The organism is Nostoc sp. (assembly GCF_036917395.1).
Classification (GTDB): Bacteria; Cyanobacteriota; Cyanobacteriia; order Cyanobacteriales; family Nostocaceae; genus Nostoc.
Genome location: NZ_JBALDI010000022.1, coordinates 1 through 14,635, shown reverse-complemented (window position 1 = coordinate 14,635; position 14,635 = coordinate 1). Strand labels below are relative to the sequence as shown.

Here is a 14,635-nt window from a genome sequence, read left to right as displayed (position 1 = left end):
TGATACCCTGATCAAATATAGATTTTATTAAATTCCAGCAAATGTCAAATAATGAGCTAACGGGCAGTAGTAAAGAACTAGCGCAATACATCGAAGCAACGAATAGCATCTCTAAACCTTGGCTATTGGTACAACTGCGCCTCAAAAAATTGCAAGAGCGTCGAGCCACCCTTACAAACGATGTCTATACCAAAGAATTAGAAGATATTTACCAAGACTTGATGAATTTGGGGGAATGGTGGCGCGGTATTGAAGATGAGGTATTTTAAAGTCAGGAGTTATAAGTTTTCCTAACTCCTAACCGGAGGCGGAGCGTCTCCGGCTCCGCTCCTAACTCTTAACTTAAAACGCAACCTGATGCCTCAAGCTCTCGATCAAGTCGATTACGATACTCTCGATGCCGCAAAGCGACGCTTCATTGATGCTGCAAAACGCACACTTGGCTTTGCAAGTGCTTATGGTATCGTGCCCGCATCGGGTCTTGGAGCAAGCGCTAACACTTTCAACTTTAACCTCGCTCCGTTTCTGGAGGCAGGGGCTAGAGAACTTTCTATGACACTTGTCCCGGAAGGGCTGGGCACCGCAGACGATACCCGCCCTGACGACCTCTGTGAAGAAGAGCTTCGACGATTCTGGTGGAACATTGGTATCAAGATTATCTCGTGTTTGACGAACGACGCCGCAACCTCAGGTATGCAGACTCTACTTCTTGGTCTTTATCTGCCGTCAAGCACTCCTGAAACAATCTTTACCCCCGCCTTCCTTGATGGGTTTCTTGATGGAGTAGTCGAGGGGTGCAAACGAGTGGGCTGCGTGTACCTCTCAGGGGAAACTCCTCAACTCAAAACCAAGATGATTCCAGGCCGGCTCGACATTGCAGGCTCCGTTTTTGGAGTTATGCCGCCTGGTGTTGCTTCCATTGATAGCTCGCGTCTGGATGCTGGAAATATCATTGTTCTCGTCGAGAGTTCGGGGCCCCATGAGAACGGCTTTACCCCAATGCGAAAGCTTGCTGAGTCTCTCCCTGATGGCTATAGAACAAAACTTCCCAGTGGGCAGGAGTTCTGGGAAGCGATGAATGCCGCGTCGTATCTCTACACACCACTTGTACAGGCGGTGCTTGGCGAGGGAATTCGTCCTACGGCGATGGAGAATATCACTGGACATGGATGGCAGAAGCTGATGCGATCGGTAAAGCCGCTGCGGTACGTAATCGAAACGATGCTCCCAGTGCCGGAGATATTTACGTTTGTCGAGGGTCTTCTTGAGGGCGGGGCAGAGACGATGCTTTCCGTGTTCAATTATGGAGCCGGATTTGCATTCTATACAGAGTCTGAGCAGGATGCAGAGAAAATCGTCATTCTAGCAAGAGAACATAAGTTAACGGCTGTGATTGCCGGAAGGGTTGAAGCGTCCCTTGCCCGTGAGGTGGTGGTAGAACCCCTTGGAGTCACCTTGAAGGGAGAGTCTTTTGGGATTGTACGCGGGGTATAATCAGTTGTAAGCGATCGCTAATTTTCTTCGAGCTATTGTAGACTCACTTATGCGATGCCTGCGGCGGGCTACGCCTACGCTGAAGTCATGACTGGATTAAATAAATTTAGTGTAATTACTGAAGTTATTAGTTTTTTTTACACGTTGTATATAGTTACATTCCAGGCTAATTAGAGAAAATTATTCTACTAAGTCTTTAAAAATAAGTCATTAAGCACAAATAGGATAAGCTGATTTGTAAAATTTATAGGTAACATTATTTACTACTTATATAGAAGGTAGTCTAAATTTCCTATAACCACTGAGGTTAAGATTTGCTAACGTAGTCTTAACATATTGAAAAATTTGCTGAGAAAGCTGAGAAAGTAGCCACCAACACTATATTTACAGTGGTGGAGATTTCTCATCTATAAATGGGGCGTTTTAGTGTGTTAAGAATATATATTTTTATTCAGAGGGGGTTATGGCTGTAAATTTGGCCCGAACTACTGCTTCTGTAGAACTTTTGAAGCAAGTATTCCAGAACATTGATGCACAAAGTTGTCCAAGGTTATTCAACTTTCATATGCACACTGTCTACTCAGATGGCAGGTTGCAGCCGAGTGGATTGATGGAGCAGGCGATCGCTATTGGGCTAAAAGGATTAGCGATCACCGATCATCATGGTATTATCGGCTATCAAGCGGCCCTTGCTTGGTTAGAAGACTGGAAGTGGAATAATCCTGGTGAAAGCACTCCTTACCTGTGGAGTGGCGTGGAAATCAATGCAAACCTTTTGGATATAGAAGTTCACATTTTGGCTTACGCTTTCAAGACAGAACACCCTAGTATGAAACCCTATTTACAAAGAAGGGCGACTACAGGCAAAGAATATCAGGCAAGTAACGTGATTGCCGCTATTCATGAAGCTGGGGGATTGGCAGTTCTGGCTCATCCAGCTCGTTACAAGCGATCGCATTTTGACTTAATTCCAGCTGCATCCCAAAAGGGTATCGATGGCGTGGAAACTTTCTACGCCTACAATAACCCTAACCCGTGGAAACCCAGCACTTTGGAATCAGAACAAGTGCAAAAGTTGGCTGATGAATACTTTCTTTTCAATACTTGTGGTACTGATACCCACGGTTTGAGTCTGCTACAACGTTTGTAAAAATGAATCCATTTTTTCCACTCTCCTGGTTGAATCTGCCAGGAGGTTATTCTATTTTGGATTTTCGATTAGTCAAGGCCGACTATTCATCAAAGGACTATAGTCGATTCTTGGTGGGAATCACAATCATCGAGAAATAGGGGACTTTGGCTGGATCAACTTCATCCAAGGGTATGATGCGTTGCTGTGATGTTGATGCCCGCTCAATATATCTTGCTCGTGATGCTAACCCTAATTTATGTAAAATATCCCGCACTTTCGTAAAGTGGCGACCTAGTTTCATAATTGCTGCTGCATCAGTCATCAGCAGATGTGTAGTCAGTTCTTCTGCTGGCAATGGGGCAGGTAGAACTGTGAGAATATCGGTGTAGTAGGTGAAAGGTACACCCAAGGCTACCGGACAAGCCATCAGCGAGGAAACTCCGGGGACGACTTCTGTTTCGTATTGATCAGATAACCGCGTGAACAGGTACATGAACGAGCCATAGAAAAATGGGTCACCCTCGCATAGCACCACGACATCTCGACCCGCTGCTAAATGGTCGGCGATTGGTTGAATTTCTTTATCATAAATAGACTTGGCCTTTTCTGGCTCTAAGGCGCGGGGGAGGTGAAATAGCACCTCGATTTGATTGCCAGGAAGATACTGCGCCACGATCGCTCTAGCGATACTCTCTTTATTTGTTGCTGATTGATAGGCTACCACGGGAGCCGCACGTAATAATCGCAGCGCTTTCAGAGTCAATAGTTCTGGATCGCCTGGCCCGACACCAATTCCATAGAGACGACCTTTGGTTTTCATATTCATTCTTTCTCCGTTGCCAAGGCGTTAACTGCTGCTGCGGCGATCGCACTCCCACCACGCCGACCATGTAAGGTTAAAAATGGTACATTCTTACTGTCTGCTGCCAGTGCTGCTTTCGATTCGGCTGCACCGACAAACCCAACAGGAAAGCCTAAGATAATAGCAGGTTTGTCAGCTACTTCATCAAGCATTTCTAAGAGTCTAAATAATGCTGTAGGTGCATTGCCAATTGCTATAACTGATCCTTGGAGGTGCGATCGCCATAATTCTAAAGCTGCCGCCGACCTTGTAGTACCCAGACGCTGGGCAATTTCTGGCACTTCCGGCTCGTTCAGGGTACAAATAACTTGATTGTTTGCAGACAACCGCCGCTTGGTAACGCCATCGGCAACCATGCGGCAATCGCACAGAATCGGCGCTCCTGCTGCCAGTGCTGCCCTTGCGGATTGCACCGCTGTTGGTGAATATCCCAAGTCAGTGACGATATCCGTCATTCCACAGGCATGGATAAGACGCACAGCAACTTTTGCTACATCTGATGGCAGCACATCTAGGTTCGCTTCTGACCGGATGATTGCAAAGGAATTACGGTAAATTTCGTTGGCATCTCGGATGTAGTCGGGCATTAAATTTGGGATTTTAAATTTGGGATTTTGGATTGATTTGTTTAATATAGATATTCTCTTTTGATTAGAAGAATACCTAATTTAATTAACCGCAGAGGCAAGGCAGTGCGTTGGGCGGGTTCCCCGACTTGTTCGCGCAGCGTCTCCCTTAGGAGAAGCAACTGCCGCGCAGAGAACACAGAGGAAGAGAAACAGAGGAATTGGGTAATCTTGCACTGCGAAGGGAGTAATCAATCATCTATATTTATTTGTGTGCATCTGTGGTTCCATTTTCTAAATATTTATTAAATAATTGCTGTAATTGTGCTAAGGGATATCGATTAGCAAATTTCCCAAAGGACTGATCAGAATTTAGGCGTTGAATTTTATATATATATAGCATCCGCTCTATTAATGCAGGTAGTTCGGCAAAAGTCACATATTGATATAGTTCACGTCCGAATTTATACTTGCTGTCACCAACATAAACGTGATAGCCCTCCACAGTTCCATTGTCAGCCTCAATGCTGACACCGAGCAGAGTAATATCACTCTTGCTATGCTGGGCGCAGGATTTTTCGCAGCCACTGAAGTGGATATTAACTGGGCAATCCAGAGTGACGCGAGTTTCAAGATATTCTGCTAATGCCAACGCATGACTTTTGGTGTCCGTGGCAGAAGCGGCGCAACCCTTCTTACCAGAACAGGCAACTAATGCACTCTTGATGTTGGTTGCAGAAGAATCTAATCCTAATAAAGCAATTTCACTTTGGACATCGGCAAGCCATTGCTGAGGAATATCTGTTAGCAGTAAATTTTGCCAGGGGGTTAGCCTGAGAGTGCCGCTACCGTATTTTGTTGCTAAATCTGCCAAACCCCGCATTTGCTTACTTTCCAGTCGCCCAAGGGGCAAGACAACACCAATGTAAAATAAGCCTTGCTGACGTTGAGGATGGATGCCAATATGCTGATACTTAGCATCTGACCGCTCCCCCAACCCCTCTCCTGCAAGGAGAGGGGAGAATTCCTCCCCTTTGCTTATTAGAGAAGGGGGTTGGGGGGTTAGGTTTTTTTTTGTTTCACTGCACAAAAGAGAAAAAGGTAGACGCTGCTGAACTTCCTGGAGATAATTTTCACAACCCAAAGTATTTAATAACTCTAAGAGACGTAAGCGACGCTTACTCGTAGTATGACTATGAACTAGATAAACATCTGCCAAAGCTGCCAAGACGGGCAAACATTCCTCTGGTGGTAACAAAATCCCCATATCACTAGGCGGTTGACCTTTTGTGCCTACACTGAGATAGAGGCGGAAGTAAACATTACCATCAATTAAAACAGCGACAAATAAGATATCATTCAAGCGATCGCACACCCGAATTATCCCACCACCATCAAAGCAAACGCTAAATTTTGCCGACAGTCCCGAAAGCGCCGAATGTGCAGCAATATAATTATCCCAAGCTTGGACAAAAGGGCGAGTGTCAATTAATTCCTGCGGGTCGATACCAGCAGTTGGACTGGTCATAATATTACGGATGTGGTCTACAACAGTGTTGCCAGAACCCAGCCCTATATCCTGTAAGAGCTTCAGAACCTCAGCACTTATCCCTGTGCGAATCTCACGGATTTGGAGGTTAGCTCGATTAGTCACATCCACATAACCCCCCCCGTGCTGCTCTGCTATGTGTGCGATCGCACGGCACTGCTGACTACTAATAATTCCACCTGGTATTCTAATCCGAGATAATATACCATCTGCGGCGGGTGTAGGATAAAACAAGCCAGGACAAGCGGCAAATCCAGAAAGCAAACTTGGAACTCCTTCCCCGTGCAACGCAGGGAGTAGACGGTGAGTGTATCCTGAGGGCATCTTGAGAGTTGGCATTCTGACTTGGGTGATCCCATCACAGCTGCGGCACAGTCCCGGAATTTCACCGGAGTTTCCCAACTCCAAGTTTTAGTAATTTAGCACGAGATGGTAATCAGAAAATTTAATGCTTCATATTTTGAATCAGCCTATCCACGCCCAAGGAGTTGCGATCGCAAAATCTTGCATCTGTTGGTAGAAGAAGCGATCGCTAGACATTACAATTTTACAATTAGGCTATTCAAAAACATAATTTTGAGCCACTTTCCAATAGCGCGAGAACCGCTTCAGGTCAATATAGCCGTCATACTCAAAAAATGGTTCCACCTCTAGCACTTCCACTGCAATAGAACCCTCCATTTGATTGCAGATATCATCAAACCGGGGACTGGGACTATTGGCTGTGACGACTAAATTCGCATCATGTTCTTGAGCAAAAGCTAAAATTTCTTGTGCCACATCACCACGACGGATAACAACGGGTAACTCTAGCAAGCATTCGTAGATGAAGGCGAGGCGTTTGAGACTCAGTTGCCATTCTTTTATCAAAGCCTCGTCCCAAACCCAGATAGCTGGGGCATCGGAGTATTTTTGCAGTACAGGGTTGTATGGACTGAGGCAATCTCCATGTACCCAAACAATTGGTTTACTCATTAGATTTTGGTTTTATTTCCTGTTAAAAGGCAAAAAATCTTAGTACAGCATTTCATTAATTCGTAGCGAATTAAATTTAGCAATAGCAATGCCAATGCGTCCCTCTGCAATGCCAATGTATCCCTCAACAATGCCAATGTGTTTTACTACAATGCCAATGTGTTCTTCTACAATGCCAATGTGTCCCTCTACAATGCCAATGTGTCCCTCTACAATGCCAATGTGTCCCTCTACAATGCCAATGTGTTTTACTACAATGCCAATGTGTCCCTCTACAATGCCAATGTGTCCCTCTACAATGCCAATGCATCCCTCTACAATGCCAACGCGTCCCTCTGCATTTAAAAACGCTACGATTAATTATGCTGACATGTACTTAGCGCCGCTTCTTCCCACGCTGCCAACTTTGACTATTGGCTTGTTGACTAAATTCCCCTTTAGGAAAAAGTCGCTGTTCTAATTCTTCATAACTACCTTCAAAATCACAATGACCGTAAAGCGGACATTTCTGGCAATAAACGCTTTTGGTGTAACGTTCTAAGTTCTCACGGTTGAAAAAATACGGTTTATGACTAAAGGTGCTGGCAACCCACTGCCATGACATATTATTGCTAGCAGGATCTCCATCTAAAAGGTGTTCGAGAAACCACTTGGCTCCTGCTTGCCAACGAATACGTCGCCAATGGACAATGTAAGCCGCTAGCCACATCCGGACGTGGTTATGTAGATAGCCAGTTTCTTTCAAGTCACGGCTAAAGCTGTCGATGCAAACTCTGCCTGTGGTTCCTTGTCTGATATCTTGCGGCAATTCTGGTGCATATTCATCCACAGTGTAACCAGTTTTGTACTCTTCCTGGTCTTTCCAGATTCCATCGCCTAACTTAAGATACAACCGTTGCCAGTAGTCGCGCCAACCTAACTCGTTAATTAGTTTCGTAGCATCGTTTTGCTGCTGTACCCGTTCAAGGACATAATCTCGAATTTCTCGCAAACTCAAAACGCCATAGCGGATGTAAGGCGAAAGTCGTGTCACAGCACCTGTGACAAAATTACGTGTTTGCGCGTAGCTTACTGGGTCGATTTTTTGCAGTACTTCTTGTGCCGCTTTGCGTCCTCCCAGAGTTTCGCTGATGTGGTCATCGCGTTCTGCTGCATCTGGGAATTGTTCGCTGAGGTAGGCTACCAACTCATCGCGGTTGGTAAATTCGCGTTGCATATCTTTAGTCATTAAACACATGTGACAACATACGTGGTTAGCAGTTTAACAGTTAATACCTCTCTGGTGCTTTTCGGCAAATCTTGCCAAGCTGTGAAAATCAAATGATCACTTTTGATACAAATTTTATTGGTAAAATACAACAGTAACGATAAACTATTTAGATAAAGATTTTACCGAACCAAGCGATGAGCTTGTGCGTAAATCCTGTTTGTTCCAAACCTCAAAATCCTGATAATGTACTGTTTTGTCTAGCATGTGGCTCAGAATTATTGCCCGAAGGTTGTTATCGGGTGATGCACACACTAGGTGAGGGTAGGTTTGGTAAAACTTATAAGGTGAGCGAAGTGCGAAACAACGTCCCTAAAGTCCTCAAAGTACTAATCAACAATCAACAAAAAGCAGTTGAGTTATTTCAGCCAAAGCCAGAAGTTCTGAGCTTTTTAAATCACCTAGAGATTCCAAAAGAAGAAGCAAACGCTTACTTTGTCTATTTCCCTAAAAACAGCCAATAGCCTTTACACTGCTTGGTGATCGAGAAAATCGAGGGGGTAAATTTACAAGAGTATATCAGACAGTGCGGCAATCGCCCCATAGAGCAAAAGCAGCTATTCATATTCTACAACAAGTACATAAACAGAACTTCTTTCACCGAGATACCAAACCTCCCAATATGGTGAGTTTTATCAAAAAAGCATAAACTCTGCATGAACAAATGATTGGTTGTTTAGTAGTTTAAAAACCTTAGGAGTAGAATCATGTCAGTACGGTACGCTGGTTTTTGGAAAAGGTTTGGAGCCGCTTTGATTGACGGCATTATATTATTTATCGTTGAAAGGCTCATTATCTTCGTCCTCATTTTCTTCTCTGGTGCTATCTTAAGAAGAACTCAAGGCGTTGAAGTTTTCAGTTCAGTTTTGATAATTGTGATTAGTTGGCTTTACTATGCATTCCAGGAAAGTTCACCTCAGCAGGCTACGCTAGGCAAACAGGCATTGGGGATTATTGTGACTGACCTTAACGGTAACCAAATCTCTTTTGCTAGAGCTACGGGAAGGTATTTTTCTAAGATTCTTTCTGGTCTAATTTTGCTTATTGGCTATATTATGGCTGCATTTACTGAGAAAAAGCAAGCGCTACACGACATCATAGCTAGTACTTTAGTAATCAATAAATAGTATCGTCTCAGCGTAATTGTGGTAAACCTGTTATTCGTCAACAGACTTAGTGGTTTCTTATAGGGCAAAGCTTATCCCCAAAGTTAGATTAACCCAACTCCTCACTTATAGGTGAGTTGGAGTTGGGTTTTTTACTTTATATTGCTAGATATTCCTTCCTGGTTATGTGCGTAGGCATAGCCCGCCGCAGGCATCGCTCAACTTATGTACAATTCTAAAGCGATCGCAATCTCTCACACCCCATCATGAGCAACATACCCCAAGCCGGACAACCAGCCCCAGATTTCTCTACTCCTGACCAAAATGGCAATTCAGTCACTCTCGACGACTTCAGCAGTGAGTGGATTGTCTTCTACTTCTACCCCAAAGATGATACACCGGGCTGTACCACCGAAGCGAAAGATTTCACCGAGTTGTATCAAGACTTCAGCGCACTGGGAGCGAAAATCTTAGGCGTAAGTCCAGATTCCGGTAAATCCCATTGTAAATTTATCAGCAAACATAACTTGTCAATCACCCTTTTAAGTGACCCAGAACATATTTTGACAGAAGCCTACGGCGCTTGGCGATTGAAAAAATTTATGGGCAAAGAATATATGGGTGTTGCTCGCTCAACCTTCCTGATTTCACCTGATAAAATTATTGTCTATGCTTGGCCTAATGTAAAAACCAAAGGTCATGCTCAGGCAGTTTTAACTAAATTACGGGAATTAGCAGCCACGTAACGCAATTGGATGCAAGTATAGTTACAGCAATGCTACGTGAATTATATTTATAGTAATAAAGCAGGATGTGAGTAGCCTATTTGAGCAAAGTCTAGTGAAAGGGCGCTCTAGAACCTGCCAGCGCGATGATTGAAGTAAGGAATTAGACTTCTCGTAATTTGAAATAAATATGATTCAAGTCATTCAAGCCCAAAATGTCACTCTCGCCTATTTAAAGCAAAAATTTGCTCTACACAAGTCTGAAGATGAGCAATTTTTTAGAGAGTGGTTTGATTACATCCCGGAAATTTCCGAATTAGAAAAGCAATACTTAGACAGAGTTAAAAATAACTATCTCGATGTACTTGAAAATACTCCTCTTTTAGAAGAAGCAGTGAAAATGGTGGTATTGTCTCCCCTGCTAGATTTAGCTGGTTTTTATCGTCATCCTTTTTACATCACTACAGAAGAAAGTTTAAAAATTAGTGAAGCAATTATTATTGATAATGAAGTAAACGCCGAAGAGACTAAGGAAATTATCAAAGGTAAAATTGATGTCCTAGTTCTCCAAGATCAGTTATGGTTACTGATAATTGAATCTAAGAGGTCTAGTTTTTCTTTGGCAAAAGCGATTCCTCAAGCACTGACTCATATGCTGGCAAATCCTCAGCCTGAGCATCCTGCATATTCCTTGGTAATAAATGGAGAAGATTTCCAATTTATAAAAATGATAAAACAAGATAAACCAATGTATGCTTTATCTGATAAATTCACTTTATATAGACGCGAAAATGAATTATATAAAGTTTTGAATATCTTAAAGAATTTAGGTAAAGTTTTAAACTAATTATCTTTGATATTCCTATCTAGGTTAATACTTGAACAGTGTGATAATAGTTATACTGCATCTTTTAAATGAATTATGGTTCAATTTATCCAAGCACAAAATGTCGGGCTTGCTTATCTGGAAGAAAGGTTTGGTCTACAGCTAGCCGAAGATGAGGCATTCTTCACAGAATGGTTTGAGAATTTACCGAAAATTACAGATTTAGAAAAGCAAGATTTAGACAGAGTAAAATTTCATTTTCTCCGTTTAGTCAAGCGTCCTCCTTTGTCAGAAGAAACGGTTAAATTAGTAGTTTTATCTCCTTTACTGAATTTAGCTGGATTTTATGATGAGCCTTTTTATATGAGAGGCGAGCAATCAATAGAAATTTCGGCAGAAGATGAAGGAGAAGTTATTAGAGGTAGAATTGATATTTTAGTTATTCAAGAACAATTATGGTTGTTAGTAATTGAATCTAAAAGGTCTAGTTTTTCTCTTTTAGAAGCTGTACCTCAAGCACTTGTTTATATGCTGGCTAATCCTAGTCAAGACAAACCTACTTTTGGATTAGTAACAAATGGTAGTCATTTCATTTTTGTAAAACTTACTAAAGAAAATATACCAAAGTATGCCTTGTCTGATGAGTTTACGCTTTTGAAACGAAAAAGTGAACTGTATCAGGTTCTAAGTGTATTAAAAAATTTGAGTCAAATCTTAAGTTAATAATTATGTCTATTCGTCCTATATACCTTGATTGCCATGCTACCACCCCCGTAGATGAACGGGTATTAGCGGCAATCCTCCCCTACTTCACAGAACACTTTGGCAACCCATCCAGTATTAGCCATATTTATGGTTGGGAAGCAGAAGCTGCTGTCAAACAAACGCGAGAGATTTTAGCAGCAGCAATCAACGCCACACCAGAAGAAATTGTTTTTACGAGTGGTGCAACAGAAGCGAATAATTTAGCTATTAAAGGTGTTGCCGAAGCTTATTTTAAAAAAGGTCAGCATATTATTACTGTTGCCACGGAACATAGTGCAGTTATTGATCCTTGCAATTATTTAAAAAGTCTCGGTTTTGAAATTACTATTCTCCCTGTCCAAAAAGATGGATTGATTGATTTAGCTGAGTTAAAAAAAGCTTTCCGTCCTGAGACAATTTTGGTATCGGTGATGGCTGCAAATAACGAAATTGGTGTGTTGCAGCCATTAGCAGAAATTGGCGAAATGTGCCGCGCTCGCCAAGTTCTATTTCACACCGATGCCGCCCAAGCTATTGGTAAAATTCCCCTAGATGTGCAAGCGATGAAAATTGACTTGATGTCGTTAACAGCACACAAAGTATATGGCCCAAAGGGCATTGGGGCGCTGTACGTCCGCAGGCGCAACCCCAGAGTGCAACTGGCTCCTCAGCAGCACGGCGGCGGACATGAGCGGGGGATGCGTTCTGGGACATTGTATCCACCGCAGATTGTCGGCTTTGGGAAAGCTGTAGAAATCGCTTTGAGAGAACAAGCAACAGAAACCCAACGCCTCACCCAGTTAAGGAAAAGCTTGTGGGAACAGCTTTCCCAAGTTGAAGGAATTCATCTTAACGGACATCCACAAGAGCGATTGGCGGGAAACTTGAATATTAGTGTTGAGGGAGTGGATGGAGCCGCACTTTTGCTAGGATTACAGCCAGTAATGGCAGTTTCTTCAGGATCTGCTTGCTCGTCGGCAACCACTGCACCCTCCCATGTTCTCACAGCACTGGGACATTCAGAACAGCTAGCTTATGCCTCAGTGCGGTTTGGTATTGGACGGTTTAATACCCAAGAGGAAATTGATATTGTCGCAAAACATGCGATCGCTACTATTCAAAGTTTACGCAATACCTCTTTTATGGATTCTCCTGTAAGAAAGCGCCAATCTGATCTAGCTCCTGCTGATTGAGGCGAAACTCTCCAGCCCCGACAATTCCTTCCACCTGCTTAGGATTGCGTCCGCCAACGATCGCCCCTGTCAGCGCCGGATTGTTTAAAGTCCAAGCGATCGCCACCTCACCTGGGGAGCGATCGTGTTGTTCACCAATGTGCTGCAACACCTCCACCAACTTCAGGTTACGAGATAGACGTGGCTCCTGAAATTCACTATTCTTTTTGCGCCAATCATCATCTGGGAAATTAGCAACCCGCTCAGGTGTCATCTTTCCTGTAAGCAAGCCAGATTGCATCGGTGAATAAACAATCACACCGATGTTATTTTCCTTACAAAAAGGTAGAATCTCTTTTTCGACATTGGGCTTAACCAGTGAATAAGGCGGTTGCAATGAGGTAACTGGTGCAATCTCCTGGGCACGTTTCAACTGTTCTACATTAAAGTTTGAAACCCCGATATAGCGAACCTTACCCTCATCCTTGAGCTTGGCCAAAGTCGTCCAGCCCTCTTCAATTTCTGAGTCAGGGTTAGGCCAGTGAATCTGGTAGAGGTCGATAGTTTCAATGTCGAGTCGGCGCAGACTAGCTTCAACCTCCCCCCGCAGAGAATCCGCCTTCAGGCTGTTACTGATTTTGCCCTTTTCATTCCAGATCATTGAGCATTTAGTGAAAATGTAAGGGCGATTAGATCGACCTTTGAGTGCTTTAGCAACAACCTCCTCCGAATGCCCCAGACCATAAACAGCTGCGGTGTCAATCCAATTAACGCCGAGGTCAAGAGCGTGATTGATCGCAGCGATCGATTCCTGGTCATCCTGCTCTCCCCAACCAAAAGCCCATCCACCTCCACCGATCGCCCAGGCTCCAAAGCCGATTGGGGTAATGTTAAGCTCCGAATTCCCAAGCTGTTTGGTTTGCATATCTACTTTCTCCAAGAATTTTTGAGTCAATTGCTAGTCTAGGCTGCAAATATCTTCTCAACCGCTATCTGAAGTGTGAATGACTATTGGTGAAAACACGACATAATCACTACTTGTGTAGATTACTAAATCTTGAATGTTGTGTTGTTCCTTACTTCTTGTCCACTAGTACACTGTGGCGGAAAACAAGGGGCATCCCCTTGTTTTGTCTGGTTAAATTGAGATGCTAGCTGGATTTACGCGCCCCCTGTACTAGACTTGCTCGAAGATAGTAACATTTGTCAGTGTTTATCAAAATAGAGAAGTAATATGTCAGAAGATTTAAAAGGCAAAGTTGCGCTGATCACAGGTGCAAACAAAGGTATCGGGTTTGAGATTGCCCGCCAACTAGGTTCTAGAGGTGCTACTGTTCTTGTTGGTGCAAGAGATATAGGACGTGGTGAAGAAGCAGCGAATAAACTTCGTTCAAATCAGATCGATGCCCGAACAATTCAGCTTGATGTCATCGACCAAAAAACAATCGACTCTGCGGGTAAACAAATCGAGAGCGAATTCGGAAAACTTGACATCCTTGTTAACAATGCTGGGATACTAAGTGATGGCGATCGCCTTCCACCCAGTCAAGTTGATATTGAAACACTGCGACACACTTACCAGACAAATATATTTGGAGTCTTTGCAGTTACAAAAGCGCTGTTGCCACTTTTGAAGAAGTCAAAAGCAGGGCGAATAGTGAATTTATCAAGTGGTTTAGGTTCTCTAACTCAAAACTCTGACCCAAATAGTGAGTTCGCTGATTCTAGGTATCTTGCTTATAACTCATCAAAGACAGCATTGAATGCGATCACAGTTCTTTTGGCTGCTGATCTTAAAGATACCGCGATTAAGGTAAATGCTGCTGACCCTGGTTTCACAGCAACTGACATTAATCAATACCAAGGATACCGCACTGTTGAGCAGGGAGCGATCGCAGCAGTAAAACTTGCTACTCTACCTGATGATGGTTCTAGCGGAGGGTTTTTTAATGAAAATGGCGTGGTTCCCTGGTAGAAAGTAAGGGAGCATGGGACACTTGTACTGAGCAAACGCAAGAGCGTCTCTAAGAGTTGCCGTAAAGCCTGCGGCATAGCTACGCTTAGGGCGCAGCCTCTGCAAGAGTTGTATTGAGCAGGAGTTAGAAAACTCGTTTCATCCACCTTTGAACTGGATGAATCCACCTTTTATCTCCGTTAACGAGTATTTGAACTGGATGAATCCACCTTTTATCTCCGTTAACGAGTATTTGAACTGGA

General features: G+C 43.4%; 16 protein-coding genes and 1 riboswitch. Of the genes, 10 read left to right on the top strand and 6 right to left on the bottom strand.

The features are described 5' to 3' along the window. The first annotated feature begins 41 nt into the window (after positions 1-41). From V7K46_RS09870 to V7K46_RS09860, 3 genes are all read left to right on the top strand, one after another. On the top strand, positions 42-269 hold the full coding sequence (locus V7K46_RS09870; RefSeq protein WP_273765020.1) for a hypothetical protein: 228 nt from the start codon (positions 42-44) through the stop codon (positions 267-269). 88 nt (positions 270-357) lie between these two features. After that, entirely contained in the window at positions 358-1,494 is a 1,137-nt protein-coding gene (locus V7K46_RS09865; protein ID WP_335112566.1) for an AIR synthase related protein, read from the top strand. Positions 1,495-1,957: 463 nt separating this feature from the next. Then, positions 1,958-2,644, top strand: coding sequence for a PHP domain-containing protein (locus tag V7K46_RS09860; RefSeq protein WP_335112564.1), 687 nt, complete (start codon positions 1,958-1,960; stop codon positions 2,642-2,644). 97 nt (positions 2,645-2,741) lie between these two features. On the opposite strand, the gene V7K46_RS09855 is transcribed toward V7K46_RS09860, so the two are convergent. The 5 genes from V7K46_RS09855 to V7K46_RS09835 all read right to left on the bottom strand — a co-directional run bounded on the left by V7K46_RS09855 (position 2,742) and on the right by V7K46_RS09835 (position 7,806). Continuing rightward, on the bottom strand, positions 2,742-3,446 hold the full coding sequence (locus V7K46_RS09855; RefSeq protein ID WP_335112607.1) for a precorrin-2 C(20)-methyltransferase: 705 nt from the start codon (positions 3,444-3,446) through the stop codon (positions 2,742-2,744). A 2-nt stretch (positions 3,447-3,448) separates the two neighbouring features. After that, complete coding sequence (locus tag V7K46_RS09850) at positions 3,449-4,075, bottom strand: precorrin-8X methylmutase (RefSeq protein ID WP_335112562.1); 627 nt, start codon at positions 4,073-4,075, stop codon at positions 3,449-3,451. A gap of 244 nt (positions 4,076-4,319) precedes the next feature. Continuing rightward, positions 4,320-5,942, bottom strand: a complete 1,623-nt coding sequence (gene cobG / locus V7K46_RS09845; RefSeq protein ID WP_335112560.1) for a precorrin-3B synthase — start codon at positions 5,940-5,942, stop codon at positions 4,320-4,322. Further along, positions 5,929-6,021: riboswitch (adenosylcobalamin-variant (AdoCbl-variant) riboswitch) on the bottom strand. (Overlaps the previous gene by 14 nt.) Before the next feature lie 140 nt (positions 6,022-6,161). Beyond that, positions 6,162-6,578 carry a hypothetical protein gene (locus tag V7K46_RS09840; RefSeq protein WP_273765008.1) on the bottom strand — a complete coding sequence of 139 codons (417 nt, stop codon included), beginning with the start codon at positions 6,576-6,578 and terminating at the stop codon, positions 6,162-6,164. A 376-nt stretch (positions 6,579-6,954) separates the two neighbouring features. Continuing rightward, positions 6,955-7,806 carry an FAD-binding domain-containing protein gene (locus V7K46_RS09835; protein ID WP_335112558.1) on the bottom strand — a complete coding sequence of 284 codons (852 nt, stop codon included), beginning with the start codon at positions 7,804-7,806 and terminating at the stop codon, positions 6,955-6,957. 176 nt (positions 7,807-7,982) lie between these two features. On the opposite strand from V7K46_RS09835, the gene V7K46_RS09830 reads away from it, so the two are divergent. From V7K46_RS09830 to V7K46_RS09805, 6 genes are all read left to right on the top strand, one after another. Continuing rightward, the gene (locus V7K46_RS09830; RefSeq protein ID WP_335112556.1) at positions 7,983-8,309 is read left to right on the top strand and encodes a serine/threonine-protein kinase; all 327 of its coding nucleotides are present in this window, start codon (positions 7,983-7,985) and stop codon (positions 8,307-8,309) included. 243 nt (positions 8,310-8,552) lie between these two features. After that, the gene (locus tag V7K46_RS09825) at positions 8,553-8,972 is read left to right on the top strand and encodes an RDD family protein (RefSeq protein WP_335112554.1); all 420 of its coding nucleotides are present in this window, start codon (positions 8,553-8,555) and stop codon (positions 8,970-8,972) included. A 245-nt stretch (positions 8,973-9,217) separates the two neighbouring features. Then, complete coding sequence (bcp, locus tag V7K46_RS09820) at positions 9,218-9,697, top strand: thioredoxin-dependent thiol peroxidase (protein ID WP_335112552.1); 480 nt, start codon at positions 9,218-9,220, stop codon at positions 9,695-9,697. A 169-nt stretch (positions 9,698-9,866) separates the two neighbouring features. Continuing rightward, entirely contained in the window at positions 9,867-10,523 is a 657-nt protein-coding gene (locus tag V7K46_RS09815) for a restriction endonuclease subunit R (protein WP_335112549.1), read from the top strand. A 75-nt stretch (positions 10,524-10,598) separates the two neighbouring features. Continuing rightward, positions 10,599-11,225 carry a type I restriction endonuclease gene (locus V7K46_RS09810; protein WP_335112547.1) on the top strand — a complete coding sequence of 209 codons (627 nt, stop codon included), beginning with the start codon at positions 10,599-10,601 and terminating at the stop codon, positions 11,223-11,225. Between the two features lie 5 nt (positions 11,226-11,230). Beyond that, complete coding sequence (locus V7K46_RS09805; RefSeq protein WP_335112545.1) at positions 11,231-12,439, top strand: cysteine desulfurase family protein; 1,209 nt, start codon at positions 11,231-11,233, stop codon at positions 12,437-12,439. On the opposite strand, the gene V7K46_RS09800 is transcribed toward V7K46_RS09805, so the two are convergent. Continuing rightward, complete coding sequence (locus tag V7K46_RS09800) at positions 12,387-13,343, bottom strand: aldo/keto reductase (RefSeq protein ID WP_335112543.1); 957 nt, start codon at positions 13,341-13,343, stop codon at positions 12,387-12,389. The two genes, V7K46_RS09805 and V7K46_RS09800, sit on opposite strands and share 53 nt — an antisense overlap. A gap of 309 nt (positions 13,344-13,652) precedes the next feature. On the opposite strand from V7K46_RS09800, the gene V7K46_RS09795 reads away from it, so the two are divergent. Then, entirely contained in the window at positions 13,653-14,393 is a 741-nt protein-coding gene (locus V7K46_RS09795; protein ID WP_335112541.1) for an SDR family oxidoreductase, read from the top strand. The last annotated feature ends 242 nt before the right edge of the window (positions 14,394-14,635 follow it).